This window comes from Sinomonas atrocyanea, assembly GCF_001577305.1.
Taxonomy (GTDB): Bacteria; Actinomycetota; Actinomycetes; order Actinomycetales; family Micrococcaceae; genus Sinomonas; species Sinomonas atrocyanea.
Map to the genome: position 1 here is coordinate 924,916 of NZ_CP014518.1, position 25,949 is coordinate 950,864.

The window sequence follows — 25,949 nt, forward strand, 5'->3', positions numbered from 1 at the left end:
CTCCCAGCCTTCAAGAGCTCCCGCGTCGCGCCGTCAGCGGTCGTCATCTGCCTCCTGGGTATCGGGGGGCTGTCCGCCGTCGTTGCTGCTCCGTCTGTTCCGGCCAGCGTGGTCCGTGAGGCCGCTCCAGCTCCCGATCCCGCCGCGGAGCAACACACGCTGGCCCAGCTCGCCCATGAAGCGGCTGACCAGCGGGTGGCACAGATCGTTGAGAGCGCCCGAGCGGAAGAGTCCCGTCAGCGCGCTGCGCAGGAAGCTGCCGCCCAGCAGGCGGCGGCGCAGCAGGCCCAGCGGCAGGCCGCGGCCCAGGCGCAGGCCGCCCACACACAGCCGGCGCAGGTCGCGGCCGCTCCGCCCGCCGCCGTCCCGCCGGCACCCGCACCCGCCCAGCCGCCGAGCGCCTTCATCCCGGTGGTCGGCGCCGGAGGCCAAGCCTCCGTGGACGCCTGTCAGGGACCGGTCCGCTTCACCCCCGTTACGGTGTCGATCAGCATCGCCGAGCACGACCTGTGCGGTGGATGGAACAGGATGAGCTGGATCCAGCCGGGCACCAAGGTCACGGTGCAGGGCTACGGCACGTTCACGGCCTCCGCCCGGATGGTGGTGCCCAAGGGCGCAGGGGAGGGAGTACTCGGAGGCTTCGCCGGCGGCTACCCGCCCATCTTCCTCCAGACCTGCATCCCCGGTACGTCGCAAATGCTGCTCATCGCACTCCGCTGACGGTCTGTGCGGGGATCCTCGGCCGTCGTCCGGCCCACCGGCGCGCGGCATGCCCCCAATCCACACTCGACCCCCGCCCCGAACTGGGAGCATGGGCGAGAACATACTCATCGGCTTCCTCGGCGGTCTCATCACGGGCATCTCGCCCTGCATCCTCCCGGTGCTGCCGGTGATCTTCTTCTCCGGCGGGCTGGACAGCGCGCGGAGGGGGGCGCCGTCGTCCGCCCCCGCCGCAGCAGGCGCACGGGGTGACCTCGCGGGCCCACGGGGCGACCTGGCGCATCCAGGGGGCGACGTCGGCGGAGTGGGTGTCCCTATGGTCTTCGTCAAGCCGCTGCGGCTGCGGGGCTGGTAGAGGGTGCCGTCGCGGAGCATGGCGAAGAGGACGCCGCAGCGGCGGTGGGAAAAAAGGAGTCCGCTGAGGACCTCACGGGCCTGCCGGCGCTGCGGCCCTCGGCGAACCGACGGCTTCAGTGAAGGCGCCGGACCCGGACGCGCGCGGTCGGGGTGGTGGGTCCGGTCCGAGGTCAGGCTTGCCGTCTTGCTGGAAGCTCGGCGGGCGCCGAGCGCCGCGGCCGGCTGAGTGGCCACAGGGCCGCCATGCTGGGGCGCCTCCTCGGGCCGGACTGGTCCTCGATGCGCTGAACGCGCTGCCGTCCCGAGCTGCGCGGGTCCTCCACCAGGCAGGCACGAGGGGGATCGCGCGAGGCCCGGCGGGGACGCGGCAGCCGAGGTTGTGAGGTTCGGCTGGGATCGGGGTCGAGGGCCGCGGATACTCATGGCATGGATCCTTGCTGCGGTCCGCGCGACCCGCGCCGGTATGACGCTGTGTTCGATTCCGTGTTCGCCGCAGGGGTCGCGCGGCGTTACGCCCGACGGGGCCTGCGGGCTCCGGAGCGGAGGATCGTCGACTTCCTCCTGGGCGCCGGGGTCGCAGGGGCCTCGGTACTGGAGGTCGGCGGCGGGATCGGGGAGATCCAGCTCGAGCTGCTCAAGCGCGGGGCCGCCCGGGCGGTGAACCTCGAGCTGTCCGCAGGTTATGAGGAGGACGCGATGCGGCTCGCCGAGGCAGCCGGGGTCGCCCACCGGCTCGAGCGGCGCGTCGGGGTGGACCTGGCCCAGACGCCTGATGAGGTCGAGGCGGCCGACGTCGTCATCCTCCACCGCGTGGTGTGCTGCTACCCGGACTATGAGGCGCTGCTGGGGGCTGCCGCCGAGCACGCCCTGCGCACGCTCGTGTTCAGCCACCCGCCAGCCAATCCGCTCTCGCGCCTGTTCATCGGGGTGATGAACTCGACGATCCGCGCGTCCGGGCGCTCCTTCCGCGGGTTCATCCACCCGCCCGGGGCAATGGTCGAAGTCCTCCGGAGCAGAGGGCTCGAGCCCGTCTACCGCTGGAGCAGCCCCGTGTGGCGCGTGGTCGGGGCCCGCCGGCGGATCTGACCGGCCGGCCTTCCGCCTACGCCGCCTAGGCGAAGCGGGCCAGTGCCGCACGGCATTGCCCCTTGGCTCTGCCGCGCCGGTCGTCGGCGGCAGGCGGCAGGTCCGACTCCCGGCCCTGCGTCGGCTGCTCTCAGTCGGCAGACCTCGACAGCTCCGGCCCACTGAGGAGTGCGAGCTGGCAACCTTGCCCGTGGCTGTCCCATCGGAGGAACGATTGTTGAGCCGTGACAGACTGGGGTGGCGGCGCGTCGAGGGGAGGATATTCTGCCTCCACTCGACGCGACCAGTGCTTTCTTCCTGGGAATGCACCGGATGGCCGTTCCCTCCCGCCCAGTGGAGGAAGGTCAAAGGCATCCGACAGGATGCCGGGAGGCTGCCGGGCGTGGGGGAGAATGCCCTCGTGACGAGCTTCGTGCGGGCCCTCTATTCGTTCATCTTCGGGATCGGCTACTTATCGCTCTTCCTGGTGGCCACGTTCTTCGGGCAGAGAGACGAGGTCCTCGGCCAGACGATAGTGATCATCGCTCTGGCACTGGGGACGGCGCTGGTCGTCTGCACCCAGGTCCTGTCCCTTCGCCGCCGGCGCGCCGCGCGAGCTCAGCGCCAAGCCGTCAAGGACGCCGCGGCTCCCCGCCTTGTGGAGTTCGAGGAGAGCGCCTTCTACCGCTGCGACGCGCAGAGGATCTGGCAACTCATCCGGCCAGCCCAGAGCGACATCCTGCTCGATGAAGCAAGGAGCGCCTTCACCGTCCCTGGCACCCCCTCGGGGATCGGAGAACAGCAGTGCTCTGTGAGGCACGACGGCAGCGTCTCGATCGTCGAGATCCTGGCAGAGGAAGCTCCGAAGTGGCTGGTGGTGGTGTCCGTCGCACCCGCCCAGCCTGGATTCCGGCAAACCTATCGGCTCGAGGAGGCCGAGGAAGGCTGTCGCTTAAGCATCCGCTGCAGTCTCATGGTCCCTGCCGGGTTCCGATCGACCGAGGAAGGCACACAGCAATGGCATCGTCGGGTACGCCGCTACATGGAGCGCATTGACGAGGTCCTCTCGCTCAAGGACGTCAACTAGCCGAGCGACGCTGCCGGTCTTCGCTGGAACCTAGCCTCGTGGGCGCCTCATCGGCGACGATGCCTCCCAGGCGGAGGAAGTCGGCTGCGCCGCCGGGTTCGAACCCCGCGGCACCCGAGGGGTCGGGCCGACCAGCCGCGCCGGCGACTGGGGACCGCGCTCCTGTAGCGACCAGCGGCGGTCGGCCTCGAATGCTAGGAGGGCTCCGAAGGCGGCCAGCGCCAGGCAGAGGGCGATGCGGATGGGGGCCGGGGCGATGTCGGGGTGAGCTGGTCGATGGCGATCGACCCGGCGAGGATGGCCATCGACGTGCGGATCCAAGCGAGGAAGGTGCGTTCGTTGGCCATGGAGAACCTGTAATCCGGCATCTCGCCTTCGCGGCGCCACTGGGGTTCCTTGAGGTCCATGACGTCTCTATTGAGAGCTATGCGACGCCCCAGCCTATTCACCCAGATGTCTCCGCGCGCGGACGGCAGCCGGGACCTAGCGAATATCCGTTCGTCGGCCGGGGTCTCCGCCCTGCCTGGGGAAACGGCCGGCATCCGCCCTTTCTGGCTCAGCCGCCAGCCTAGCTTGCCAGCGTCGGGCCCCAAATCGTCCACCTTTGCATGTTGCATGTAATATGCAGAAACGAGTAACGTGGGTCACATGAAGAGGGAGTCGTTGACGTGGAAGGGATGTCTGTGATGGCGCAGGACACGCTGGATCTGCCCATGCGGGGCGATGCCTTGGTCGACCAAGCGTACGCGATCCTTCGCGCGCGGATCTTGGGCAACGAGCTGCTCTCGGGTGCGCGGCTTTCGGTGCCGAAGATCGCCGACGAGCTGCAGATCAGCAGGAGCCCGGCGCGGGAGGCGATTCAGCGCCTGATCTATGAAGGGCTGGCGGACTATTCTCCGGGGCGCGGGGCGCGGGTAGCGCGGTTGAACATCGCGGAGCTGATCGAGGTCTACAAGGTGCGGTCCGCGCTCGAAGCGCTGGCTGCTGCGGAGGCTGCGCGGAGGATCGATGACGAGACGGTCGAGCTGCTCGCGGACATCCTCCGGGCACACCGCGAGGCGGTCGATGTCGGTGACGTCAGTTCGCACGCGCGGCGGGACATGCAGTTCCACCGCACGGTGCGCGAGGTCACCGGCAACGCGACCCTGCAGGAGTACTTGGAGAGGCTCCAGTCCCGCATCCTCCTCGGGATGGGCACGACTCACACCTTCGAGGGGGGGATGCGTCAGGCTCTCCGGGAGCACGAAGAGATCTTCGCGGCACTTCAAGCACGGGATCCCCGCGCGGCGGAGGACGCTGCGCGGGGACATATCGAGCGGCTCGTCCGAGAGCTCGAAGAACGACGAAAGGCTGGAGAATCATGAGCAAGGTCGCAGTCATCGGGCTCGGCACCATGGGTTGCCGGATCGCCGCCGCCCTCGCGGGCGCAGGCAACGAGGTCAAGGGATTCGACCTTGCAGACGGCGCCGTCGCCGTTGCCAGGGACGCCGGGGTGACCGTGAGCGGCAGCGAGCAGGAGGCCGTCGCCGACGCCGAGATCGTGGTTCTGTCCCTCCCGCGGCCAGTGCACGTTATTGCTGCGACGAGGAACGGTCTCCGCGCCCCCGAGGGCGCGCTCGTCGTAGACCTGTCCACGATCGATCCGGGCTCGGCACGCCAGGCCCAGGCGAACCTGGCAGACCGGAAGATCGGCTATGTCGATGCTCCTGTGCTGGGGCGGCCCGAGAGCATCGGCAAGTGGACACTCGCCTGTGGCGGCACGGACGGGGACCTTGACCGCGTCGAGGCTCTCATGGTCGGGCCTGTCGCCAGGAAGGTGGCGCGCATCGGGGAGGTCGGATCGGGTAGCGTCGTGAAGATCCTGAACAACATGATGTTCGGTGCTATCAACGCAACCACCGCCGAGGCGCTGAATGCCTGTCAGCTTGCCGGAGTCGATCCGGCGGTCTTCGTGGAGACTGTCGCAGAGTCGGGTGCAGCGACCGTGTCGAACCTGTTCAGGGAACTGGCACCGAAGATCGTCGCCGGCGATTACGACCCGGCATTCTCCCTTGCCCTGCTTTCCAAGGATGTGCAGCTGGCACTGGACCTGCAGCGCAGCGTCGGCGCGTTCGGCCCGATTGCCCACAGCGTTGCAGCGGTCAACGAGGTCGGACTCAACAACGATCTGGGCGATATGGATACCGGGGTGGTCCACCGGGTCTACCGGGCTAACTCCCGCGGAGGGGAGCCTCGGTGAGTCCCCTCCGGGAGCTGACGGTCGAGAGGATCGCCTTCCGCCTGCTTGAGGCCCCGGCGGAGTCTGCGGTGCAGATGTCGTTCGGCAGCATCACAATGCGGCGCGCATTCCTGGTCGAGGTCACCGCCCAGGGCGTGACCGGTGTCGGGGAGACCTGGGTGAACCATCCGGACTGGGGCTGGCGGGAGCGCGTCGCGACGTTGGAGGACGGAATCGCTCCGCTCATGCTCGGCATGGCCCTCTCGCACCCTTCCCAGGCCCATGTGCGGCTCGCGGAGAAGCTCGTCGGTATCGGCCGCCAGTGGAACGCACTCGGACCGATCTATCAGGCGATCAGCGGCGTGGACATGGCGCTGTGGGACCTGTTCGCCAAACTCGAGCAGGTCCCGGTGTCGCGCCTCTTACGTGCGGAAGCCACTGGGGCCGAAGGGGCTGCCGGTGTCCCCTTCTATGCCTCGGGCGTGGGCCCAACGGATGTCCGCGCGCTCTGCGAGGAGGCCATGTCCCTGGGGGCGAACGCGGTCAAGGCAAAGGTCGGCTTCGGGGAGGAACGCGACCGGGCGACCCTTCGGTCGATCCGCGATGTCTGCGGGGACGGCATCGGCCTGTTCATGGACGCAAACCGGGCGTGGAACGCCGAAGACAGCACCACCGCGCGGCGGCTCGCCGAGGACTTCGGGGTCGAGTGGATCGAGGAGCCCCTCGCCGACGCAGCCCCCGCAGCGTTGCGTGACTTCAGCATTAGGTCGGGCCGACCGGTCGCTCTCGGCGAGAACCTCTACGGTCCCGACGGCTTCACCCCCTTCCTCGGCCTCAGCGGCATCGCAGAACTGCAGCCCGACGTGGCCAAGTGCGGCGGCCTCACTGTCGCCTGGGACGTCGTGACCCGGGCCGAAGCAGCCCGTGCAAGCGTCAGCCCCCACTGGTACGGCGCCGCGACGGGACTCGCCGCTTCCCTGGCCCTCGCCACGGCCAGCGGCTCGGTCCGCTGGATGGAGATGGACATGCGCGCCAATCCGCTCCGGACCGAGCTCTACGAGAACCCGTACGTCCTCGAAGGCGGCCTCGTGCGACGCGACGAGGCCGTCGGCCTCAACGGCCCCATCCGGTCGCAGACCGTCGAGAAGTTCCAGACCTACTGCAAGGAGTTCACCCGATGACCAGGCCCACCACCCCGATCACCGTGCCCGCAGCACGCATCGCCGGCCAGGACCATGCCGGCACTAGCGGGCCAGACATCATCGACCCGGCCACGGGCACGCCGATCGCCAGCACCGGCTTCGCCGACAAGTCCCTCGTTGGCCGCGCCGTCGGAGCGGCGGATTCCATCCGGGCTGACTTCAGCCGAATGGGCGCGCGTGCCCGCGCCGCTGCACTGCTCGCCATCGCACGGGAGATCCGTGCCCAGGCCGGCGAGCTCGCGCCCTGGATCGCTGCCGAGACGGGGAAGCGCATCTCCGAGGCCCAGGGCGAGGTCGAGTTCACCGCGAAGTACTTCGACTGGTTCGCCGAAGGGGCAGCGGACCTCGACCGCGCGACACTGCGCCGTGATGCGACCCGGGAATTCCATGTCTCACGGCGCGCAGCCGGGGTCTCGGCAGCCCTTGCCACCTGGAACTTCCCCCTCTCGATCCCCGGCCGCAAGATCGCCCCTGCGATCGCGGCCGGAAGCCCGGTGGTACTCAAGCCATCGGAGCTGGCGCCGGTTTCCTCGTACCTCCTGACGAAGATCGCCGAACGGCACCTGCCCGACGGAGCGGTAGCCTTCGTGCTCGGCGACGGCGAGCTCGTGACCAACGCGCTCCTGGACGATCCGCGCGTCACGCATGCCTCGTTCACAGGCTCCACCGCAGTGGGGCATGTCATCGCCGCCCGCGCCGCGGCCACTCTCACCCGCGTCACCCTCGAGCTGGGAGGCCGCGCGCCCTTCATCATCGCCCACGATGCTGACCGCGAACGTGCCGTCGCGAACCTCATGATCGCCAAGTTCCGCAACAACGGCGCCTCCTGCATCGCCGCCAACAACGTCTTCATCCACGAATCGCTCTACGACGATGTCGTAGCGGATCTGGCCGAACAGATCTCCGCACTCACCGTTGGCGACCCGTTCGACGAGGCGACAGACCTCGGACCCGCGATCGCGGCACGGTTCGCCGAACGGCTCAATGGCCTCACCTCGAAGGCCGAGGAGAGCGGGGATCGGGTCGTCATGGGCAAGCGCGGGCCAGCCACGGGAACCTATGCCACCCCTGCCCTGATCGAGGTCGACAAGAGCGCAGGGCTGTGGGACCAGGAGATCTTCGGACCAGTGATGCCGGTCCAGAAGTTCACCGACGAGGCCGCAATCGTCAACGAGGTCAACTCATGGCGGTACGGCCTCGCAGGATACGTCTGCTCCCAGGACGTCGCCCGCGCGGAAGGGCTCGCCGAGGCGATGAACATCGGAATCGTCGGGATCAACAACGGCGCCCCGAACACCCCAGAGGTCCCCTTCGGCGGCTTTGGGGAGAGCGGGATCGGCCGGGAGGGATCCATGAGCGGAATCCACGCCTTCATGGAGGAGCAGACCATCACCATCCAGCACGCATGACTTCGTAACCCACGCCCACGAAATGGAACTGCAATGACGCAAGTAACCATCCGCAACGCAAACGACGTCGTCTCCTACATCAACAACCACCCCACCGGCAGCCAGCGGGGACGCATCATCGCCTGGGTAGCCCTCGGCTCGATCTTCATCGACGCCTACGACTTCACCAGCCTGTCCCTGGGCATCGGCTCACTGAAGAGCGAGTTCTCCCCGAACGCCACAGAGCTCGGCCTCCTCACCGCCTCGATCGCCATCGGCGCGTTCCTCGGCGCGATCGCCGGTGGATGGCTCGTGGACCGCCTCGGGCGCTACAAGCTGCTCATCCTGGATCTGCTCCTGTTCGTGGTCGCGGCGGTCGCAGCCGGCCTCTCGCCCAACATCTGGGCGCTGATCTTCTTCCGCTTCCTGCTCGGAATCGGCGTCGGCATCGACATGCCGGCTGCGCTGAGCCTCATCAGCGAATTCTCCCGGACCCGTGAGAAGGGCCGATCGGTCAACCTCTGGCAGCTCCTCTGGTATGCAGCCACCGTTCTCAGTGCCCTGATCACCCTGCCGATCATCGGCCTGGCCGGCGGTAATCACCTGTGGCGCTGGGCTGTCGGCCTCGGCGCTGTGCCCGCGCTCATCGTGCTGATCCTGCGGCTCGTGTACGCCGACGAGAGCCCCATGTGGGCCGCAAAGCACCTCGGCCTCAAGGACGCCGTGGACGTCCTGCGAAAGAGTTTCAGCGACGACTTCATCATCGAGGAGAAGGACGCTCCGGCCGCCGTGAAGCGGGTACAGGTGCTCGAGATCTTCCGCGGAAAGTACCTCGTGAGAACGTTCATCTCCTGCCTGGTCTCCTGCTTCCAGGCGATCCAGTACTTCGGCGTGGCCTTCTACATCCCCCTCGTCATCGGCGCGATCCTCGGAAAGGACATCACTCAAGTCGTGATCGGCACGATGATCATCAACGTCTTCGGCCTGATCGGCGGCGGAACCCAGGCCCTGGCCACCTGGAAGCTCGGCATGCGACGCCTGACCATCATCGGCTGCTCGATCTGCATCGTCGCGCTCCTGCTCCTGGGGATCATCCCCCAGACGGCCTCGCCGTACCTGATCGGCGCCATGCTCGCCCTCTTCATCTTCGGGCATTCTTTCGGCCCCGGTGCCCAGGGCAAGAGCTACGCAGCCCTCTCATTCCCGACCAACCTCCGCGGCGTCGGCACTGGTGCGGCAGAGGCCGCATCCCGGGTCGGATCAATCGTCGGCTTCTTCTTCTTCCCCATTCTCATAGCAACCGCGGGTGTGAACGGCACGATGCTCTGGTTCATCCTTGTCCCGGGCATCATGCTGATCTCACTCGCGCTGACCCGCTGGGATCCCGCTCGTGTCGATGTCGACGCGGAAGCCGGCCAGACGACCCCCACAGGGGTGCTCACTGAAGGCCTAAGGCTGCCCTGAAACAAGGGCGACGACGACCCCAAACCGGCCGTTGCGGTCCGGAGAGCCCTAGCGCTCTCCGGACCGGTCCTGTCTCCTGGGGACTAGCGTCAGGCCCCTCAGATCTCATCAAAGGAACGGTTGTTGGGAAGCTGTTGGAGCTAGCCGACGTGGACCCAGGGGCGCTGGGTGACGTCTGGGACGGCCTCCCGGAGCACCTCGCGGGTGACCGGGGCGATCTCGCCCTCGCCGAAGAACATGAAGCGGAGCAGGTTGCGCACGGGGTTGCCCTCGGTCCAGCGGAAGTAGATGTGCGGCATGAGGCCCGTGACGTCGCGGATGTGCAGCAGCACCGAGGCGATGGTGTTGGGGACGACGGGCCCGTGGACCTCCAGGACCCGGTAACCGTGGCGCATGATGCCGTGGACGTCGAGGTCGGTCTCGAAGTCGGAGGAGTCGTCGACGATGACCTCGAGGAAGATGACGTTCTCGTCGAGGGGGAGGTGGCTGACCTCGCTCGCGGAGGCGAGCTTGTCCCGGTACGCCTGGCTCGTGAGCCTGAGCGGCTCGTGGGCGATGATCTGGATCGGCCCGGATTCCGCCGAGGCGATGAACTCGATGGCCTTCTCGTCGAAGTGGATGCTCGTGGCGTGCAGTTCGAAGGAGCGCCGGGCGCGGGAGATGAAGGAGATGACGATGGTGCCGGCGATGAAGATCGCGGCGATCTGGATGCCCTCGGGCCGCTCGACGATGTTCGCCCCGGTGGTGTAGACGAAGACGGCGGAGATGATGCCGAAGGCGAGGGTCAGTCGGGGCTTGCCGCGCCCGCGGGTCGAGAGGGTGACGGCGATGGCGGCGGACGTCATGAGGACGAGGACGCCGGTGGCGTAGGCGCCGCCCTGGGCGTCGACGTTCGCTTCGAAGATGAGCGTGATGAGGAAGCCGATGGCGGTGAAGACCAGGACGAGCGGCCGGGTTGCCTTGGTCCACTGGGGTGCCATGCCGTAGCGGGGGAGGTAGCGGGGCACGAGGTTGAGCAGGCCGGCCATGGCTGAGGCGCCCGCGAACCAGAGGATGAGGATGGTGCTGAGGTCGTAGACGGAGCCGAAGGCGACGCCCATGTACTCGTGGGCGAGGAGGGCGAGGGCGCGCCCGTCGGCGGCCCCGCCCGGCTGGAATTCCTGCTCGGGGATCAGGACCACCGTGGTGAAGCTCGTGGTGACCAGGAACGCGCTCATGATGACGGCCGCCGTGGTGAGCAGCCGCTTGGTCCCGCGGATGCGGCCGGTGGGGTGGTCCTCGGTGTCGTTGGCGTCGCCGCGGATCTGTGGCATGACGGCGACACCGGTCTCGAAGCCGGACATGCCGAGGGCAAGCTTGGGGAAGACGAGGACGGCGACCGCGAGCATGAGCACTGGGTTCCCATGGGAGGTGAGCATCGCGTGCCACCAGTCGGTGATCTGGACGGGGTGCGCGAGGGCCTGGCCGATGGTGACGACGACGAGGATGGCGTTGAGCCCGAGGTAGAGGCCTACGAGGACGACGGCGACGCCGATGGCCTCCTTGAATCCGCGCAGGAACACGGCGGCCAGGAGGGCCAGCAGGAACAGGGTGACGCCGATGTTCTGGCCCTGGAACCACGATGGCACGAGCGGGTTCCCGATCAGGTGCGCGGCCGCGTCGGCGGCGGAGAGGGTCATGGTGATCATGAAGTCCGTCGCCGCGAACCCCAGCAGCGCAAGCACGAAGAACTTCCCGCCCCAGCGCGGGAGCAGGCGCTCCAGCATGGCGATCGAACCTGAACCGTGCGGGCTTTCGGCCGAGACCCTGCGGTAGACCGGCAGCGCCCCGAGGAGGGTCACGGCCACGAGTACGAGCGTCGCCAGAGGGGAGAGCACCCCGGCAGCGACCGCAGCGATGGCGGGCTGGTAGCCGAGGGTGGAGAAGTAGTCCACGCCCGTGAGGCACATGACCTGCCACCACCGGTGCTTCTTCTCATGGCCCTGCGGGATCGCGTGCGGCCCCTGGTGGAGGGCCTGGGTCTGGTGCAGGTCGTGCAGCAGCCAGGATCTGAACGAACCGCCCCTGGTCTTCTTCACGGGCCTGGGCTCGGCTGGCGGCCGGCTCAAGGTAGTCACCGAAGCATCCCTCTGTTCCTCTGTAGCCCGCTTCACGCGGGTCCGCTCTTCGCGACGTCCGCGAGCCTACCGCCCCCCAGAGCGCCGCGGGGCCGCCTTTAACGCGATCCTTATGCCCCTCTTCCGCCATGGGGCCCACGCGGGGCTGGAAGAATCGTGAGCATGGACCGCGGGAGCCTGCGCATCTTCCTCGGCGCCGCACCCGGCGTCGGGAAGACCTACGCCATGCTCGAGGAGGCCCACCGCCTCGCCGCCGCCGGCACCGACGTCGTGGTCGGCATCGTCATGGACCATGGCCGGGCCGCCACCGTCGCGCGCGTCCAAGGGCTCGAGCAGGTGCCGCTGCGGAGCGTCGAGTACCGGGGCACGAGCCTGCCGGAGATGGACGTGGACGCCGTCCTTGAGCGGGCCCCGCACACCGTCCTCGTGGACGAGTACGCCCACACCAACGCCCCCGGCAGCCGGTACGCGAAGCGGTGGGAGGACGTCGACGAGCTCCTCGCGGCGGGAATCGACGTCCTCACCACCGTGAACGTCCAGCACCTGGCCTCGCTCAACGACGTGGTCGAGTCCATCACCGGGACCCGGCAGCAGGAGGTCGTCCCCGACGCGATCGTGCGCAGGGCGGACCAGATCGAGCTCGTGGACATCCCGCCCGAGCTGCTGCGCCAGCGGCTGGGCTCCGGCCTGGTCTACGCCCGGGACAGGATCGACGCGGCCATGTCGAACTACTTCCGGCTCGGCAACCTCGCGGCGCTGCGCGAGATCTCCCTGATCTGGCTCGCCGACCGGGTCGAGGAGGGCCTGGCCGAATACCGGAAGCGGCACCGCATCGATCAGACCTGGCCTGCGCGCGAGCGGGTCGTCGTCGCGCTCACAGGCGGCCCGGAGGGCGAGGCCCTTATCCGACGGGGCGCGCGCATCCTCTCCCGGGTCAGCGGCGGCGACCTGGTCGCCGTCCACGTCCGCACCCCGGACGGGCTCACCGAGGGCTGCGAGCAGGACCTCGCCGTCCAGCGCAGGCTCGTCGGGGACCTCGGGGGCAGCTACCAGCACCTCGCCGGGGACGATGTCGCCACGAGCCTGCTCGACTACGCGCGCAGCATCAACGCGACCCAGATCGTAGTAGGCGTCTCCCGCCACACCCGCTTCCAGCAGTTCCTCGGCCGCGGAGGGGTCGGGGCGGCCGTCGTGCGCGACTCGGGCGAGATCGACGTGCACATGGTCACCCACCCGCTGGCCGAGCGCAGGCAACGGCTGCGGCTCACGCCATTGCTGGGGCGCACCCGCACCCTCGCCGGGTACGCCTTGGCGTTCCTGGTGCCGATCCTGATGACCGCCGCGCTGCTGCCGTTCCCCCAGCTGAACCTCGCCACCCTGGCCCTGGCCCACCTGTGCGGGGTCGTCGTCGTGGCCTTCATCGGGGGCCTGTGGCCGGCGGTGGTCGCCGCCGTGTTCAACTCGCTCCTGCTCAACTACTTCTTCACTCCGCCGGTCGGGACGTTCACCGTCGCGGACCCGCAGAACGTCTTCGCCCTCCTGGTCTTCCTCGCGGTCGCCGTCGCCTTCTCCCTTGTGGTCGGGGTCTCCTCGCGCCGCTCCCGGGACGCGGCCCTGGCCCGGGCGGAGGCGGGCACCCTCAGCGAGCTGGCCAGCGGATCCCTCGCCCGGGACCAGAGCGCCGAGGACTTCCTCGAACAGCTGCGCGCAGAGTTCCAGCTCGAGGCCGTCAGCCTCCTGCGGGAGAGCCAGGGGACCTGGAAGGTCGACTCGGGCGCGGGCCCCGACGCCCCCGCCAGCCCCGACGAGGCCGACGGCGCGGACCCCCTGGGCGGCGGCCTGACCCTGGCATGGAGGGGCCGGGCGCTCAGCGGGAGCGAGCGACGGCTCATGGCGGCCTTCGAGGCCCACCTCACCGCGCTCCTGGAGCGCCAGGAGCTCACGCTGAACCTGGGCGAGACCGTGAGGCTGGGCGAGGCCAACCGGATCCGCACCTCGATCCTGCGCGCCGTCTCCCACGACCTGCGCACGCCGCTGGCCGGCATCCGCCTCGCCGTGACCGCACTCAGGCGCCAGCATGGCAAGACGACCCCGGAGGAGCAGGCCGAGATGCTCGAGGCCATCGACACGTACTCGAACCGGCTGGAGGCCCTCGTGTCCAACCTCCTGGACATGTCCCGGCTCGACAGCGCGGCTGTGTCCGTCCTGCACGAGCCCGTCACCTGGCTCGACGTCGTCTCCGAGGTCCTCGCCGAACTCCCGCCCGAGGCCGTCCGCGTGGACCTTGCCCCGAACCTGCCGGCACTGGACGGCGACCGCGGCCTGCTCGAGCGTGCCCTGGCGAACGTCGTGGGCAATGCCGTCAAGTACGCCCCCGGCAGGGACATCGTCATCGTCGCCAGCACCGGAGGCCTCCTCGGCCCCGGCCTCGGCGACCAGCCGGTGAGCGAGCTCCGCGTGGTGGACCACGGCGGGGGCGTGCCGGCGGGGCGGGTCGTGGCGATGTTCCAGCCGTTCCAACGGCTCGGAGACGAGGCGAACGGCCCGGGCATCGGCCTGGGTCTGGCCGTGGCGAAGGGCTTCATCGAGGCGATGGACGGTGAGCTCCTCGCAGAGCCGACCCCGGGAGGCGGCCTGACCATGGTCGTCCGGATGCCCCTGTACTCTGGGCCGCGGGACTGACGGAGGTGGTCAGGTGAAGAGGGTGCTCGTGGTCGACGACGAGCCGCAGCTGCTGCGCGCGCTCCAGATCAACCTCCGCGCCGAGGGCTACACGGTGACGGTCGCCTCCAACGGCACCGAGGCCCTGCACCTGGCCGCGTCCAGGCCCCCGGACGTGCTCGTCCTCGACCTCGGACTCCCCGACATCGACGGGACGGAGGTCATCCGCGGCATCCGCGGCTGGTCCGACATGCCCATCGTCGTGCTCTCCGCCCGCCACGGCTCCACCGACAAGGTCGAGGCCCTCGACGCCGGCGCCGACGACTACGTCACCAAGCCCTTCGGCCTCGACGAGCTCCTCGCCCGCCTGCGCGCCGTCGAGCGCCGTTCTGTGCATGCAGCTCCCGGCGGGATCATCGACGCCGGCGACCTCCACATCGACCTCGGCGCCTCCACCGTCACCCGCAGCGGCGAACGGATCCACCTCACCCCCCGGGAATGGGCAGTACTGCAGGCGCTCGTGGCCCACCGCGGCAGGCTCGTCACCCAGCGCGAGCTGCTGCATTCGGTCTGGGGGCCGGCCTACGGCGAGGAGGCCCAGTACCTGCGCGTCTACATGGCCCAGCTGCGCCGCAAGCTCGAACCCGACCCCGCAAGCCCCCGCCACCTCATCACCGAAGCCGGACGCGGATACCGTTTCGAGGCAGCGGAGCCGACCGCCGCCCCGTCCACCGCTGCAGAGGAGCCAAAAGCCGACGGCCCCAGCACCACCCCCACCTGACCCCCGGTCCTTGTTAAGGTTCCGTCAAGGTTCCACCGGCCGGCGTCGGCATCCCGTAAAGAACGACCAAAACGCCCACCGGACCGTGCTCTCATCCTGACAGGGCCCCCACCCGCGGGGCCGGGAAGGAAGAGCGATGAGCGCCCTGTCCCTCATCGTGCTGGACGACGAAGGCCAGTTCCGCCTCTACGCGGCCGAAGCCGAGCTCCTCCGGTCCCAGGAACGGCCCGGGAGCACTCGGTGCGTCATCGACCGCACCGGCCAGTACTATCACCTCCAGGCCGACCCCCACGGGCGCCTCGTCCTGGGCCGCCCGCTCGGCCCTGCCGAGCACCACTCACTCCGTCAGCACTTGCTGCGCCAGCAGCACCTGCACCCGGAGGCACACAGGCTGCGCCGGCGCCACTGCCCCACCTCCCGCGAGGAGTTCCTCGAGGCCATCTTCGAAGAGCTCGCACTCGAAGGACCAGGCGACGACCAGCCCTGGACCGTACGAGCTGGACGGCAGAGCTGGCGATGCAACGGGCTGCGCGCGGTCGATGCCCAGGTCGCGCGCGCCTCCGGGCCCGTCGTCGTCACTGACCCCTTCGGCCACGCCTACCGGCCCCGTGTCCCCTGGAACCGCGCCCTCGCCAGACGCCTGCGCGGCCACCCGCTCTACGTCGAGATCCTTCCGGAGGGCGCGTACGCCTGATGCTCCCGTGGGGGAAGGCCCCCGGCGGCGCGCTCAGTCCCCGGGGCCTCGCCTCGGGTTCCCTGATCGTCCTCCTCGCCGCTGCGGCGGTGACGCTCTTCATCGGCCCGTCGAAGGGATGCTTCTCAGCGCCGGCGCTCTCGTGCTCGCCGCCCACTCTGCGTGGTCAGGGCTGCACCCCCGGGGATGAACAGCAAGGGGGGCCGCGAAGGGCATCCCGTCCCGTTAAAGGAACGCTCTTTTACACAGGGAGGCTGAACCTGGACCGGTTGTTCCTCTGAGGAGTCGCACCCAGTTGGGCCCGGATTTCTTCATTGGGGGCAGAGGCCCTTCGGGCTCCCAGCGGGGAACGGTCCCTGAGGGAACCCGAAAGGCCTCCGGAATCCCTCGCAGCTCGCGTGAGTGGCTGGTTCTGGGATTCGCGTCGCCTCCTCTTATACGGACCTTCGACGACGGTGCGCGCTGGTCGCGGTCAGGTGGGCAGGTGGGATGTCGCCGGTCAGGCTGTCAACTCGTCGGATGAGAAGGCTCGAGGGTGTCGAAGGACATTCTGGGTTCGCGGACGATGACCTGGAGGATCACGCCTACGATGGCCGAGACCATCATCACGATGAACGAGATGTTGTAGCCGAAGATGTTGGCCCATCCACCGCCGACTGCGATGAGGGCGCCGATGATCAGTGGTGCGAGGCCTCCTCCGAGGAACATGGAGGTGGTGATGAAGCCGTTCGCGGTCCCGGCGATGTTGCGCGGGGCGGCGTCGGTGGCGGCTGCGTAGAAGATCGGCCAGGGTGCGTTGGCGACGCAGCCGAGGAGCAGCTGGACTCCTATGTAGGCTCCCATGCTGTGGGCGAAGTAGAACGCGCCTGCGGAGATTCCCATCCAGACGCCGGTGATGATGAGGGTCTTGCGGCGGCCGAGGTAGTCCGAGATGCTCGGCCAGACGATCTGTCCCAGGATGCCGGTGATGGTGAACACGACCGAGTACGCGGCCGCATCGGCGAAGGGGAGGCCGACGATATTTGCCAGGTACAGCGGGAGGATGTAGCTCACTCCGTTGTAGACGATCTGGAACAGCAGGGTCGTCCCGGAGGTCAGCATCACGATCTTGTTGGTGAGGCAGGCGCGTATGGCGCCCTTCTGGTCCTCATGGTGGGTCGACGACTCCTCGGCACTGATCGGCGGCGTCATTCCCCGTTCGGTGATCGAGGTGTAGACGCGGTCCAGACGGTGCTTGCGCGAGTACCACCACCAGAAGGCCATGACGGGGATCGCGGCGATCAGGCCGACGAAGAAGATGTACGACCAGTTCTCCACGCCGAAGGCGCCGAGCATCCAGGCAGCGACGAGGCCGCTCAGGAGCGCACCGACGGGATAGCCCGTGTGGTGGACTCCGAGGGCGAACCCGCGGCGCTCCTTGGGCCACCATTCGGTGGTGTTGGAGACGCCGACCGGTTCTCCCCACCCGGCACCGAGGTTCACGCCCACCCGGAGCAGGAGGAAGGCCACGAGGTTGCCCGCGACTGCCCTCACGCCCGAGATCGCCGAGAGAAGGTTGTACCCGATCACGAGCGGGACCTGGAACCAGGCCCTCTTCCAACCTGTTCCGTGGCGGTCGCTCATGCGGGATCCGGGGATCGCCATGACGGCGAGGGCGAAGAAGATCACTGCGGTGATGATTCCCCACGCCTCGGGGGACAGGCCGAAGTTCTGGGAGATGATCGGGCCGAGGCGGAGGATCACTTCCCGGTCGAAGGCGTTGATGATCCAGATCAGCCAGGTGACCAGCAGCGCGACCCATGAGCCGGCGGGGACCAGTCTGAGCGAGGCCTGGCCGCGGGCCAGCCGTGGTCGCGGCTTGGTGGTTGTGGGGGTCCTGCCCCCGTCGAGCTTTGTCATTTCATGACTCCTTCGTCGGTTTGTTGGCGCTGGCAGGGGCGGGAGAGCCGAAGCGGGGGATCGCCTGGCCCTGGATGCCCAAGCCGTCGATGGCGAACAGGGCTCCTCGATCGGGGCCGTCAGTTGGAAAGCGGGGGAGCGGTGGCCGGCCCATGGTGGTGACGAAGAGGCGATCCAAGTCCGTGCCTCCGAAGGTCGGGCACGTGATCTTGAGGACGGGCATTTCGATCGTGCGCTCCAAGGTGCCCTCTGGGTCGTACCGGTGGAGCTTCCCGCCGTAGACGTGGGCCTGCCAGAGGAACCCGGCGGCGTCGACCGTCATGCCGTCCACGGCGCCGCCGTCGCTGGTGTCCACCTTGGCGAAGACTCGCCGGTTGGCCACTTCGCCCGTCTCGAGATCGTAGTCGTAGGCCCAGATGTCGCCCGTCCAGGTGTCTGCGAAGTAGAGGGTGGATCCGTCGGGGCTGAAGCATGGCCCGTTCGAGCAGATGATCCCCTCGTCGATGACGTGGATCGAGAGGTCCGTGTCGAGGCGGTATAGCCGCCCCGAGGGGGTCTCCTCGAGTGTGTCCATGGAGCCGAAGACGAACCGGCCGCGGGGGTCCACCTTCCCGTCGTTGAGGCGGTTCGTCGGCGAGCCCGGCTCTGGATCGGCGATAAGTGCGCGGGTGTCCGTCTGGTGGTCGTACCTGTAGAGCCCGCTCTGCTGTGCCAGCAGCAGCGATGCGCCGTCGGCGAAGAGGGCCATCGACCCGATCTTCTCCTCGACGTCCCAGACCTGCAGGCCTGCCCCGTCTTGGTCGTGTCGGTAGATCCGTCCGTCGATCGAATCAATCCACCACAGGAGCTTGGTCTTGACGTCCCATACCGGTCCTTCGCCCAGGCTGGGCTTGAGGTCGATGACCGTACTGATTCTCAACGGGTCCTCCCGTGTTCGGGTGCCGGTGTGTCCGGGTCGTCTGTTCGTGGCCGTGGGCGGTGGAGGCTCCGGCTGGGATCTTGGCTCTGGGGGGAGCGCGTGAAGGCGTAGCGGGGCAGCGGAGACGTGCCGCGGAGGCTAGAACCCGACATTCTCGCGGCCCTTGAGCTGGAGCATCTGCCTCGCCTCGTCCGGGGTGGCCACCTCGAAGTTGAGTGCTTCCAGGATGGTGCGGATGCGCCCCACCTGCTCGGCGTTGCTCTTGGCGAGCTCGCCCGGGCCGATCCACAGGGAATCCTCCAGACCGACGCGGACATGCGAGCCGATGGCGGCCCCGATCGCGGCGAGCGGCATCTGGCTCCTACCGGCTCCTAGCACGGACCACAGGTAGTCCTCCCCGAGCAGCCGGTCGGCGGTGCGGCGCATGTGCATGAGATCCTCGGGATGCGCACCGATGCCCCCCAGCAGCCCGAACACCGACTGGACGAACAGCGGCCCGCAGGCCAGCCCCCGGGTGTGGAAGTGCGCGAGGTTGTTCAAATGGGAGATGTCGTAGCACTCGAACTCGAAGCGGGTCCCGTTGGCATTGCCGATCCCGAGGATCGTCTCGATGTCGGCGAACGTGTTCTTGAAGACCAGGTCCCGGGACTTCTCCAGCGACTCGCGCTCCCATTCGTGCTCGAACTCGGTGAACCGATCGAGCATCGGGTAGAGGCCAAAATTCATCGAGCCCATGTTCAGGCTTGCCAGCTCGGGCTTGAACGCGGCCACGGGCCGCATGCGCTCCTGGACCGTCATGTGCGGCGAGCCGCCGGTGGTGATGTTGATGACCGCGTCCGTGTTGGCCTTGAGCTTCTCCAGGATCGGCTCGAAGTGCTTCGGGTCCTGGGATGGGCGTCCATCCTTCGGGTCCCGGGCATGCATGTGCACGATGGCTGCGCCTGCCTCGGCCGCCCCAATGGCTGCCTCGGCGATCTCCTCGGAGCTGACCGGGAGGTAGCGGGACATGGATGGGGTGTGGATGGCGCCGGTGACGGCCGAGGTGATGATGACTTTGCGCTTGGCTGACATTGATCAGGACCCTTCAGTAGAGCTTTTCGGTGTTGCCGTCGACGGCCATCGCCTGGCCGTTGACGTTGCGGGCCAGAGGGCCGGCGAGGAATACGGCCATGTTGGCGATGTCCTCGGCCTCGACGAGGCGGTTGAGGGAGGACTGCGCGTGGTAGAGGTCGGAGACCTCCTTCACGGGCCTGTCCAGCATCGAGGCCTTGGCCTCGATGACCGCTTCGATCCGTGGCCCGTTCACCGCGCCGGGACAGATGGCATTGACCCGGATCCCGTCGGCGCCGAGTTCGATCGCCAGTGTCTTGGTCATCCCGACGACGGCCCACTTCGAGGCCGAGTAGGGGCTGCGCCCGGCCATCCCGAGCCGTCCGGCTGCCGAGGAGAGGTTCACGATGGCCGGTTCCTCGGCCTTACGGAGCATCGGCAGGGCATGCTTGACGGCGTAGAACTGCCCGTGCACGTTCACGTCGAAGGTCTTCAGCCAGGCACCTGAATCGAGGGTCTCGATCGGCCCAGTCGGCCCGGCTATGCCCGCGTTGTTGACGAGCACGTCGAGGCCGCCCAGCGTCGACTGGACCTCTTCCATGAGACCCTCGACATCAGACTCGTCCGATACATCGCTGACCTCCGCCAGATAGCCGGCGTCCCTGGCGCTCGCCACCGCCTCCGGGCGGACATCGGTCACGAGCACTGAGGCGCCCAGTTCGCGGAAGCGCGAGGCGATTGAGTGGCCGATGCCGGCAGCTCCGGCGGTCACCAGGACTCTGCGTCCGGTGTAGTCGAGGACGGTGGGGATCATGGAATGTCTCCTAACCTGGGGGCACGCGGCGTTCTGTCGAAGGGAAACGCTTGCGTGCATTGGCTGTAATTGGTCAAGGGTGAGTAGGGCGGCGTGACGGCCCCTGGTCCTGCCCTCGCCGTCGACGTACCGGCTGTCGGCGTGCTTGTGCCTTTGGGCGAGGGCGCACACCTAGGTGAGCGGGCTCAGCGCGCTGTGCTCGGTGGCGGGCAGCCGCAGGATGTTCCGAGGTAGAGTCTGTGGTCGCAGACTGTGTGGGTATAGGTGCTTCTGGGGTCGGTGATCTGGCCGAGGAGGAGTTCCACGGCGCGCTCGGCCATCTGCCGCACCGGCTGGACGATCGTGGTCATCCCGATGAGCGACGACCTGCTGTGGGGGAGCCCATCGCTGCCGACGACCGCCAGATCCTCGGGGATGCTCAGCCCGATGGCCAGTGCGTATTCCATGACTCCGATGGCGATCTCATCGGACCCGCAGACGATCGCCCGAGGCGGGCGCTCCGATGCGAGCAGCCTCTTGGCGGCGGTGAGGCCGCCCTCAGAATTCAGCCGCGTGCTCACCTTCCTCTGCCCCGCAATCGTCACTCCGGCGGCCTTGGCCGTGCGGACGAAGGCCTCCTCCCTGGCAAGGGAAGCTGTGGAGAAGCGGGGGCCGATGACGGTGGCGAGCTCCGTGTACCCGTGACCCAGCACGTGGTGCATCAACTGGGTTGCGGCGGCGTCGTCATCGATGCCCACGAAGTCACCGGGGACGTGGTTGGACCGCCGGGAAAGGTAGACGTAGGGTATCCGGTGCTGCCGCAGCGTCCTGAGCGCACGGGAATCGTCAGACAGCGCTGCAGCGATGACGACCCCGTCCACGTTTCGGGCGGCGAGGGTGTTGGCCGTCTGCGCCAGAGTGTCCGCATCGTCCTGGCTGGTTGCGACAAAGACATCGAAACCCTGTTCCGAAGTCGCCGTGATGATGCTCTGCGCCCAGCCCGTGTACATGGGATTGACAATGTTCGGGAGGATCATCCCGACCACACGCGTAAGCCGTGGGTCGGGGGCGTCCTTGCCAGCCGAGGGCCGGAAGCCGAGCTCGTTCGCCACCTTCACCACGTGCCGACGAGTCTCGTCGGAGACCCCCTGCTGGCCGTTCATCACATAGCTCACCGTGGCAGGAGAGACGCCCGCCGCCCGGGCTACGGCCGCGGCGGAGACTTTGATGGGACGCGAGGTCGAGGCCGGATCCATCAAGACGTCATCCACCTCCCTTGCTGTGAAGTACACCACGGTTCGCCTGAGGCCTCCATTACATGGGAGGACCAAAACGTTCAGCAACATTAAGTTGGCGCGATGATGATCGTTGAACTACCGGAGCCGCCCCGAGCTCCTCATCCAGCCGGTCGGCGCTCCTGCTTGAGGAGGTGAGGTCGGCGCCTGAACCCTTGGAAGAGGGGAATGTCGACCTCGACGCCGGATCGACCCAACCTCGGGGCCGCGCCGAGTCGGGGCGGCCTCGCGCCGGCAGGGCCTTGGGTCAATGGATGGCGAGCGGGGAGGGTCTTCGCAGGCTGCTGGTCAGAGCGCGTTGAGTCGGCTGATGTAGTCGGCCATTCCGGGCACCGTGAATGCCACCCGTCCCAGGGCCGGCGGGTAGATCACGCCCTTGCTGATGAGGGCCGCGCGGGTCATGGTCATCGAACTCTGCTTCCTGCCGGCGCGTTCGGCGAGGTCTCTTGTGCTGGATCCCGCGTCGCCGTCCTGGGCCATCAGGCGCAGGAAGTCCTTCTCGGCCCTGGTGGCCCGTTCCCAGCGGGTGAGGAAGAATCCTTGCTCGAGCTGGGCACGCCCGAGTTCGATGGCGATCCTGGCGTCCTCGATGGTGATGGTCTTCTCGGGTGCGGTGTCCCAGGCGGCCTTGCCGTATTCCTGGATGAAGTAGGGGTAGCCGCCGGAGGCGGCCAGCAGCGCATCACGGGCTTCCGGGGTGTAGGTGGCGCCGTACTTGGAGGCAGGGACGACAAGCGCCGATTCGGCTGCGTCTGGGGGAAGGGCGCCTATGCTGCGGTAGGTGAAGAGCCGCTCGGCGTATGAGCGCGCCTCGCTCAGCACTGCTGGCAAGTCCGGCAGGCCGGCGCCCACGACGTAGAAGGGCCAGTCCCGTTGGCCGGCCTGGTGCTGGACGGCCAGGAGGGCGGCGAGCAGGCCCCGGTCCAGGTCCTGCATCTCGTCGATCAGGAAGACCAGGGCCGACCGCTTCTCGGCCAGGGCGCCGGAGAGGTCTTCGACCATCTCCTCCAGATCGACCTCGATGGAACCGGAGTCAGCGCGCCCCCGGGTCATGTCCACACCGATGTCGATCCCCGTCACGCCCAACTGAGCCGAGAACGAGGCGATGCTGCCCAGGCCCCGCTTCAGGGCCCCGCCGATGCCGGGGCGGTTGACCTTCCGGCCGGCCTGCAGCAGGCCGCGGCCCAGTTTCGCCCGGACCGCCTCGGGGCCGCCCTCGGCCTCGCGGCCTTCGAGGGAGACCACGACGAAGTCAGCCCGCTCGGCCTGGCGCCTGAATTCGTTCAGCAGCACCGTCTTCCCTACCCCACGCAGTCCGTGCAGGACCAGGGACCGCTCATGCCGGCCGTGCCGGGTGATGGCCACGAGCAGGTCGAAGGCATCGATCTCAGCCTGCCGTCCCGCCAGCTCCATAGGCCGGCGGCCGGAACCGGGTGAATAGGGGTTGAGGGAACTGTCCATATCCGCAACCATACCCTGATATCCATTTTGCCGGATACAACGGTATGGCGTTTTATGGGACGGGCAGACTGAGCGGCGGGGCGCAGCTGCTGGCCCGTGATGGGCGGAGACTGTCAGGGTCCAGTCTGCTGGAGCAGCGCGCGATGGGAATGATCGGAATCACCGGCTCCGGGGTCGGATGTGCCCGTGTCGGGCACACTGATTCCCCGGGGCCGTGGACGCGCCCGTGTCGGGCACACTGAGTCCCCGGGGCCGTGGACGCGCCCGCGCGGCTGTCATCCCGGGTGCAGCGGGGCCCGTTCGGCGATGAGGCCGCTGCCGAGCAGGTTGCGCAGGAATCTGCAGGGCCAGGGCTGCCCGCACTGCCGGCACCGGTCGCCCACGAGGGGGCCGTCCGGGCGGTGCGCGTCGACGGCCGGCTCCCAGGTGTCGACGTTGAAGCGCTGGCGCAGCGTCCCGTGGAGTCGGGTGTGGTCGATCTGCTGCAGGATCTCCTCGTACACCGGCCCCGAGGCCGGCCGTCCGCATTCCGTCTCCATCGGGTCTTCCCCCTTCTCGGTCCCTCCGGCACCGGGGCTGCTCTCCTCCCTGGTGCGACCAGCTGGCCGGTTCGGCTGGCACGGCTGTTGCCCGGTGGACGACCAGGCCAAACGCCCGTGCTCGCTGCAGGGAATGGCCCGGGATCGCCCGGCTATGCCCCGGCAGGAGGGCTGCAGCCTCGTGGGGGGCCGCCGCGGGGCCGCATGGGCAAAACCCCCGCGGCACGCAGCCGACTGGCAGCGGCTCCGATTCCGTGCTCCCCGCCGCGCGAGACGGCGGTCAATCGACCGACATGAAGGGTGTGCGCTCCAGCCACTCCGGTCCTGCCCGCGGCCTGCCGATCAGGTTGCCTTTCCGGCAGGGGCCGGCGAGGTCCTGTCGTACCTGAGAGTGCTGATGTAACCTTTGCCCGAAAAGGTGTCAAGTAGTGTGACGTGTCAGCGAGAGGTGCCGAGGGCGGTGGTGTGGCGGTGGTGGCAGCGCGTGGCTGGGCGTGGTTCGTGCATGTGTTCGTCCACGGCCTCTCGCGCCGGCAGCAGGTGGTGCTGAGCCAGGTCCCCCTGGCGGCCGCGATCGCCCTGGTGGCCGTGGTCGTGGCCGTGTGGCGCCCGGATGTCGCGGCCGAGCCGCTGTTCGTGTGGGGCCTGCTGGGGCAGGCGATCCTGCTGGCCCTTGCATGGGCCGTGCCGTGGGGCTCGCTGCCGCCTGGGGCGGCGCTGGCGGTGCCGCTGCTGGACTTCGTGCCGATCGGGCTGGTTCGCGTGGCCGGTCTGGGCACGGAGATGCAGCTGGGCGCGCTGGCCGTGGTGCCGGTGGTGTGGCTGGCGTGGTCGGGCCTGCGGCCGGGGTTCTGCATGGCTGCGGCGTTCCTGGGGCCGCTGCTGATGGTGTGGCTCCCTCTGGCCGTGGCGGGGTCCGCGGATGCGGGGGCGTATGCGCAGGTGCTGGTGCTGCCGGCGATGATGCTCGCGGCGGGGGCGGTGGTGCACCTGCTGGCGGCCGCGACGCGGGACCAGAGGCGTTCCCTCGAGGACGCGCGGGCCCAGCTGCAGGAGGCACTGGAGGCCAAGGCGCGGGAGAAGAGGCTGCTGGACACCGTGCTGGAGACGATCCCGGTGGGGGTGCAGGCGCTGGACGCTTCGGGTGCGACGGCTGTGGCGAACAGGCAGCAGTACCTGAACAAGGCGCTTGCGGGCAGGGTGCCTGGGGTGGGGCAGGACTGGCCGAGGGTGTTCGACATGTCCGGGGCGCCGCTGCCGCCGGACCGCCAGCCGGTGGTGCGGGCGGTGCGGGGGGAGGCGTTCTCCGACTTCCTGGTGCGGCTGGGGGAGGGGCCGACGCAGCGGGTCTTCTCGACCTCGGCCCGGCCGGTCCAGGGCCCTGACGGGCGTCCGGACGGGGCGGTCCTGGCCTTCAGCGATGTCACGTCGCTGATGGAGGCGCTGGCGGCGAAGGACGTGTTCCTGGCGAACGTCTCGCATGAGCTGCGCAACCCGCTGACGTCGATGACGGGCTACCTGGACCTCCTCGGGGAGATCCCGGGGATGCCCTCGCGGGCGGGGCACGCCCTGGAGGTCGTCCGGCGCAACACGCGCCGGCTCGAGCGGCTGGTCGGGGACCTGCTGGCCGCGGCCTCCGGGGCGATCGACGTCCGGCCGGAGCCGGCGGACGTGGCCGAGCTGGTCCGCCTCGCGGTCGAGGCCGCTGCCCCCGCGGCCCGTTCGGCAGGGGTGGGCCTGAAGGATGGGACCGTGTGCGCGCAGCTGCCGGCCGTGGTGGACCCGGTCAGGATCGCCCAGCTGCTGGACAACCTCCTCTCCAACGCCATCAAGTACACCCGTCCGGGCGGGAGGGTGGTCGTGCGGGCCTCCCGGGCCGCGGGCGGGATCGTGTGCGAGGTCTGCGACACGGGCATCGGGATGAGCGCGGAGGAGGCCGCCGCGGTGTTCACCAGGTTCTACCGGGCACCGGGGGCCCGGGCCGCCCGTGTCCCGGGCCTCGGGCTCGGCCTGCCGATCGCCCGGTCCATCGTCGAGGGCCACGGCGGCCGCATCGAGTGCTCGAGCAGGCCGGGAGCGGGGACGACCTTCACTGTGTTCCTGCCCGACCCCGCCGCAGAGCCCGGCGAGGGGCCGGGCAGGGGAGCGGAGACGCCTGCCGGGCACGGGCAGCAGCAGCACCTCGGGCCCCAGCAGCGATGACACGCCCCCCGGTAGCCGGCGGCCGGCGCGGGCGGCA

Annotated in this window: 22 protein-coding genes; 13 read left to right on the forward strand and 9 right to left on the reverse strand. The window is 68.7% G+C overall.

Annotated features, from left to right (window positions below; all coding sequences use genetic code 11):
• The first annotated feature begins 195 nt into the window (after positions 1-195).
• The 4 genes from SA2016_RS04420 (at position 196) to SA2016_RS04435 (ending at position 3,229) form a co-directional block, all read left to right on the forward strand.
• Positions 196-720, forward strand: coding sequence for a hypothetical protein (locus tag SA2016_RS04420; RefSeq protein WP_157089096.1), 525 nt, complete (start codon positions 196-198; stop codon positions 718-720).
• A 91-nt stretch (positions 721-811) separates the two neighbouring features.
• Positions 812-1,075 carry a hypothetical protein gene (locus SA2016_RS04425; RefSeq protein ID WP_066495765.1) on the forward strand — a complete coding sequence of 88 codons (264 nt, stop codon included), beginning with the start codon at positions 812-814 and terminating at the stop codon, positions 1,073-1,075.
• Between the two features lie 428 nt (positions 1,076-1,503).
• Positions 1,504-2,163 (forward strand): class I SAM-dependent methyltransferase, encoded by a 660-nt coding sequence (locus SA2016_RS04430; RefSeq protein ID WP_066495767.1) that lies wholly within the window; start codon positions 1,504-1,506, stop codon positions 2,161-2,163.
• A gap of 400 nt (positions 2,164-2,563) precedes the next feature.
• Positions 2,564-3,229, forward strand: coding sequence for a hypothetical protein (locus SA2016_RS04435; RefSeq protein WP_141305763.1), 666 nt, complete (start codon positions 2,564-2,566; stop codon positions 3,227-3,229).
• Between the two features lie 194 nt (positions 3,230-3,423).
• Here the strand turns inward: SA2016_RS04435 and SA2016_RS22115 are convergent, their stop codons facing one another.
• Positions 3,424-3,636 carry a YidH family protein gene (locus SA2016_RS22115; protein WP_371326650.1) on the reverse strand — a complete coding sequence of 71 codons (213 nt, stop codon included), beginning with the start codon at positions 3,634-3,636 and terminating at the stop codon, positions 3,424-3,426.
• Positions 3,637-3,915: 279 nt separating this feature from the next.
• Here SA2016_RS22115 and SA2016_RS04440 point away from each other — a divergent pair, with 279 nt between their 5' ends.
• The 5 genes from SA2016_RS04440 to SA2016_RS04460 are packed head-to-tail and all read left to right on the forward strand — an operon-like array spanning position 3,916 to position 9,501.
• Entirely contained in the window at positions 3,916-4,593 is a 678-nt protein-coding gene (locus SA2016_RS04440) for a GntR family transcriptional regulator (RefSeq protein ID WP_169803047.1), read from the forward strand.
• On the forward strand, positions 4,590-5,468 hold the full coding sequence (locus SA2016_RS04445) for an NAD(P)-dependent oxidoreductase (protein WP_066495774.1): 879 nt from the start codon (positions 4,590-4,592) through the stop codon (positions 5,466-5,468). Before SA2016_RS04440 ends, SA2016_RS04445 begins: the two co-directional genes overlap by 4 nt.
• The gene (locus tag SA2016_RS04450; RefSeq protein WP_066495776.1) at positions 5,465-6,628 is read left to right on the forward strand and encodes an enolase C-terminal domain-like protein; all 1,164 of its coding nucleotides are present in this window, start codon (positions 5,465-5,467) and stop codon (positions 6,626-6,628) included. Before SA2016_RS04445 ends, SA2016_RS04450 begins: the two co-directional genes overlap by 4 nt.
• The gene (locus tag SA2016_RS04455) at positions 6,625-8,058 is read left to right on the forward strand and encodes an aldehyde dehydrogenase family protein (RefSeq protein ID WP_066495778.1); all 1,434 of its coding nucleotides are present in this window, start codon (positions 6,625-6,627) and stop codon (positions 8,056-8,058) included. Before SA2016_RS04450 ends, SA2016_RS04455 begins: the two co-directional genes overlap by 4 nt.
• Before the next feature lie 33 nt (positions 8,059-8,091).
• Positions 8,092-9,501: an MFS transporter gene (locus SA2016_RS04460; protein ID WP_066495779.1), complete on the forward strand. Its 1,410-nt coding sequence runs from the start codon at positions 8,092-8,094 to the stop codon at positions 9,499-9,501.
• A gap of 140 nt (positions 9,502-9,641) precedes the next feature.
• Here SA2016_RS04460 and SA2016_RS04465 read toward each other — a convergent pair whose 3' ends face one another.
• On the reverse strand, positions 9,642-11,618 hold the full coding sequence (locus tag SA2016_RS04465) for an APC family permease (protein ID WP_066495788.1): 1,977 nt from the start codon (positions 11,616-11,618) through the stop codon (positions 9,642-9,644).
• Positions 11,619-11,780: 162 nt separating this feature from the next.
• Between SA2016_RS04465 and SA2016_RS04470 the strand changes: the two genes are divergently transcribed.
• The 3 genes from SA2016_RS04470 (at position 11,781) to SA2016_RS04480 (ending at position 15,754) form a co-directional block, all read left to right on the forward strand.
• The gene (locus SA2016_RS04470) at positions 11,781-14,300 is read left to right on the forward strand and encodes a DUF4118 domain-containing protein (RefSeq protein ID WP_066495789.1); all 2,520 of its coding nucleotides are present in this window, start codon (positions 11,781-11,783) and stop codon (positions 14,298-14,300) included.
• A 13-nt stretch (positions 14,301-14,313) separates the two neighbouring features.
• On the forward strand, positions 14,314-15,060 hold the full coding sequence (locus SA2016_RS04475) for a response regulator (RefSeq protein WP_084249310.1): 747 nt from the start codon (positions 14,314-14,316) through the stop codon (positions 15,058-15,060).
• Between the two features lie 136 nt (positions 15,061-15,196).
• Positions 15,197-15,754, forward strand: coding sequence for a hypothetical protein (locus SA2016_RS04480; RefSeq protein WP_066495790.1), 558 nt, complete (start codon positions 15,197-15,199; stop codon positions 15,752-15,754).
• 507 nt (positions 15,755-16,261) lie between these two features.
• Here SA2016_RS04480 and SA2016_RS04485 read toward each other — a convergent pair.
• From SA2016_RS04485 to SA2016_RS04515, 7 genes are all read right to left on the reverse strand, one after another.
• Positions 16,262-17,653 (reverse strand): MFS transporter, encoded by a 1,392-nt coding sequence (locus SA2016_RS04485; RefSeq protein WP_084249311.1) that lies wholly within the window; start codon positions 17,651-17,653, stop codon positions 16,262-16,264.
• A gap of 1 nt (position 17,654) precedes the next feature.
• A complete protein-coding gene (locus SA2016_RS04490; RefSeq protein ID WP_066495792.1) occupies positions 17,655-18,572 on the reverse strand; it encodes an SMP-30/gluconolactonase/LRE family protein in 918 nt (305 codons plus the stop codon).
• Positions 18,573-18,710: 138 nt separating this feature from the next.
• Positions 18,711-19,643 (reverse strand): 3,5-dioxohexanoate:acetyl-CoA acetone transferase, encoded by a 933-nt coding sequence (gene kce / locus SA2016_RS04495; protein ID WP_066495793.1) that lies wholly within the window; start codon positions 19,641-19,643, stop codon positions 18,711-18,713.
• 13 nt (positions 19,644-19,656) lie between these two features.
• Positions 19,657-20,436, reverse strand: a complete 780-nt coding sequence (locus SA2016_RS04500; protein WP_066495797.1) for an SDR family oxidoreductase — start codon at positions 20,434-20,436, stop codon at positions 19,657-19,659.
• Between the two features lie 185 nt (positions 20,437-20,621).
• Complete coding sequence (locus SA2016_RS04505; protein ID WP_229710747.1) at positions 20,622-21,710, reverse strand: LacI family DNA-binding transcriptional regulator; 1,089 nt, start codon at positions 21,708-21,710, stop codon at positions 20,622-20,624.
• Between the two features lie 288 nt (positions 21,711-21,998).
• Positions 21,999-23,171 carry an ATP-binding protein gene (locus SA2016_RS04510; RefSeq protein WP_066495798.1) on the reverse strand — a complete coding sequence of 391 codons (1,173 nt, stop codon included), beginning with the start codon at positions 23,169-23,171 and terminating at the stop codon, positions 21,999-22,001.
• Positions 23,172-23,446: 275 nt separating this feature from the next.
• A complete protein-coding gene (locus SA2016_RS04515; RefSeq protein ID WP_066495799.1) occupies positions 23,447-23,710 on the reverse strand; it encodes a hypothetical protein in 264 nt (87 codons plus the stop codon).
• Between the two features lie 474 nt (positions 23,711-24,184).
• Between SA2016_RS04515 and SA2016_RS04520 the strand changes: the two genes are divergently transcribed.
• Positions 24,185-25,912, forward strand: coding sequence for a sensor histidine kinase (locus SA2016_RS04520; protein ID WP_157089110.1), 1,728 nt, complete (start codon positions 24,185-24,187; stop codon positions 25,910-25,912).
• The last annotated feature ends 37 nt before the right edge of the window (positions 25,913-25,949 follow it).

Coding starts and splice junctions, on each gene's coding strand:
- SA2016_RS04425 (WP_066495765.1), top strand. CDS start 812: ATGGGCGAGAACATACTCATCGGCTTCCTCGGCGGTCTCATCACGGGC.
- SA2016_RS04430 (WP_066495767.1), top strand. CDS start 1,504: ATGGATCCTTGCTGCGGTCCGCGCGACCCGCGCCGGTATGACGCTGTG.
- SA2016_RS22115 (WP_371326650.1), bottom strand. CDS start 3,636: ATGGACCTCAAGGAACCCCAGTGGCGCCGCGAAGGCGAGATGCCGGAT.
- SA2016_RS04440 (WP_169803047.1), top strand. CDS start 3,916: ATGGCGCAGGACACGCTGGATCTGCCCATGCGGGGCGATGCCTTGGTC.
- SA2016_RS04445 (WP_066495774.1), top strand. CDS start 4,590: ATGAGCAAGGTCGCAGTCATCGGGCTCGGCACCATGGGTTGCCGGATC.
- SA2016_RS04455 (WP_066495778.1), top strand. CDS start 6,625: ATGACCAGGCCCACCACCCCGATCACCGTGCCCGCAGCACGCATCGCC.
- SA2016_RS04460 (WP_066495779.1), top strand. CDS start 8,092: ATGACGCAAGTAACCATCCGCAACGCAAACGACGTCGTCTCCTACATC.
- SA2016_RS04470 (WP_066495789.1), top strand. CDS start 11,781: ATGGACCGCGGGAGCCTGCGCATCTTCCTCGGCGCCGCACCCGGCGTC.
- SA2016_RS04480 (WP_066495790.1), top strand. CDS start 15,197: ATGAGCGCCCTGTCCCTCATCGTGCTGGACGACGAAGGCCAGTTCCGC.
- SA2016_RS04485 (WP_084249311.1), bottom strand. CDS start 17,653: ATGACAAAGCTCGACGGGGGCAGGACCCCCACAACCACCAAGCCGCGA.
- kce (WP_066495793.1), bottom strand. CDS start 19,643: ATGTCAGCCAAGCGCAAAGTCATCATCACCTCGGCCGTCACCGGCGCC.
- SA2016_RS04500 (WP_066495797.1), bottom strand. CDS start 20,436: ATGATCCCCACCGTCCTCGACTACACCGGACGCAGAGTCCTGGTGACC.
- SA2016_RS04510 (WP_066495798.1), bottom strand. CDS start 23,171: ATGGACAGTTCCCTCAACCCCTATTCACCCGGTTCCGGCCGCCGGCCT.
- SA2016_RS04515 (WP_066495799.1), bottom strand. CDS start 23,710: ATGGAGACGGAATGCGGACGGCCGGCCTCGGGGCCGGTGTACGAGGAG.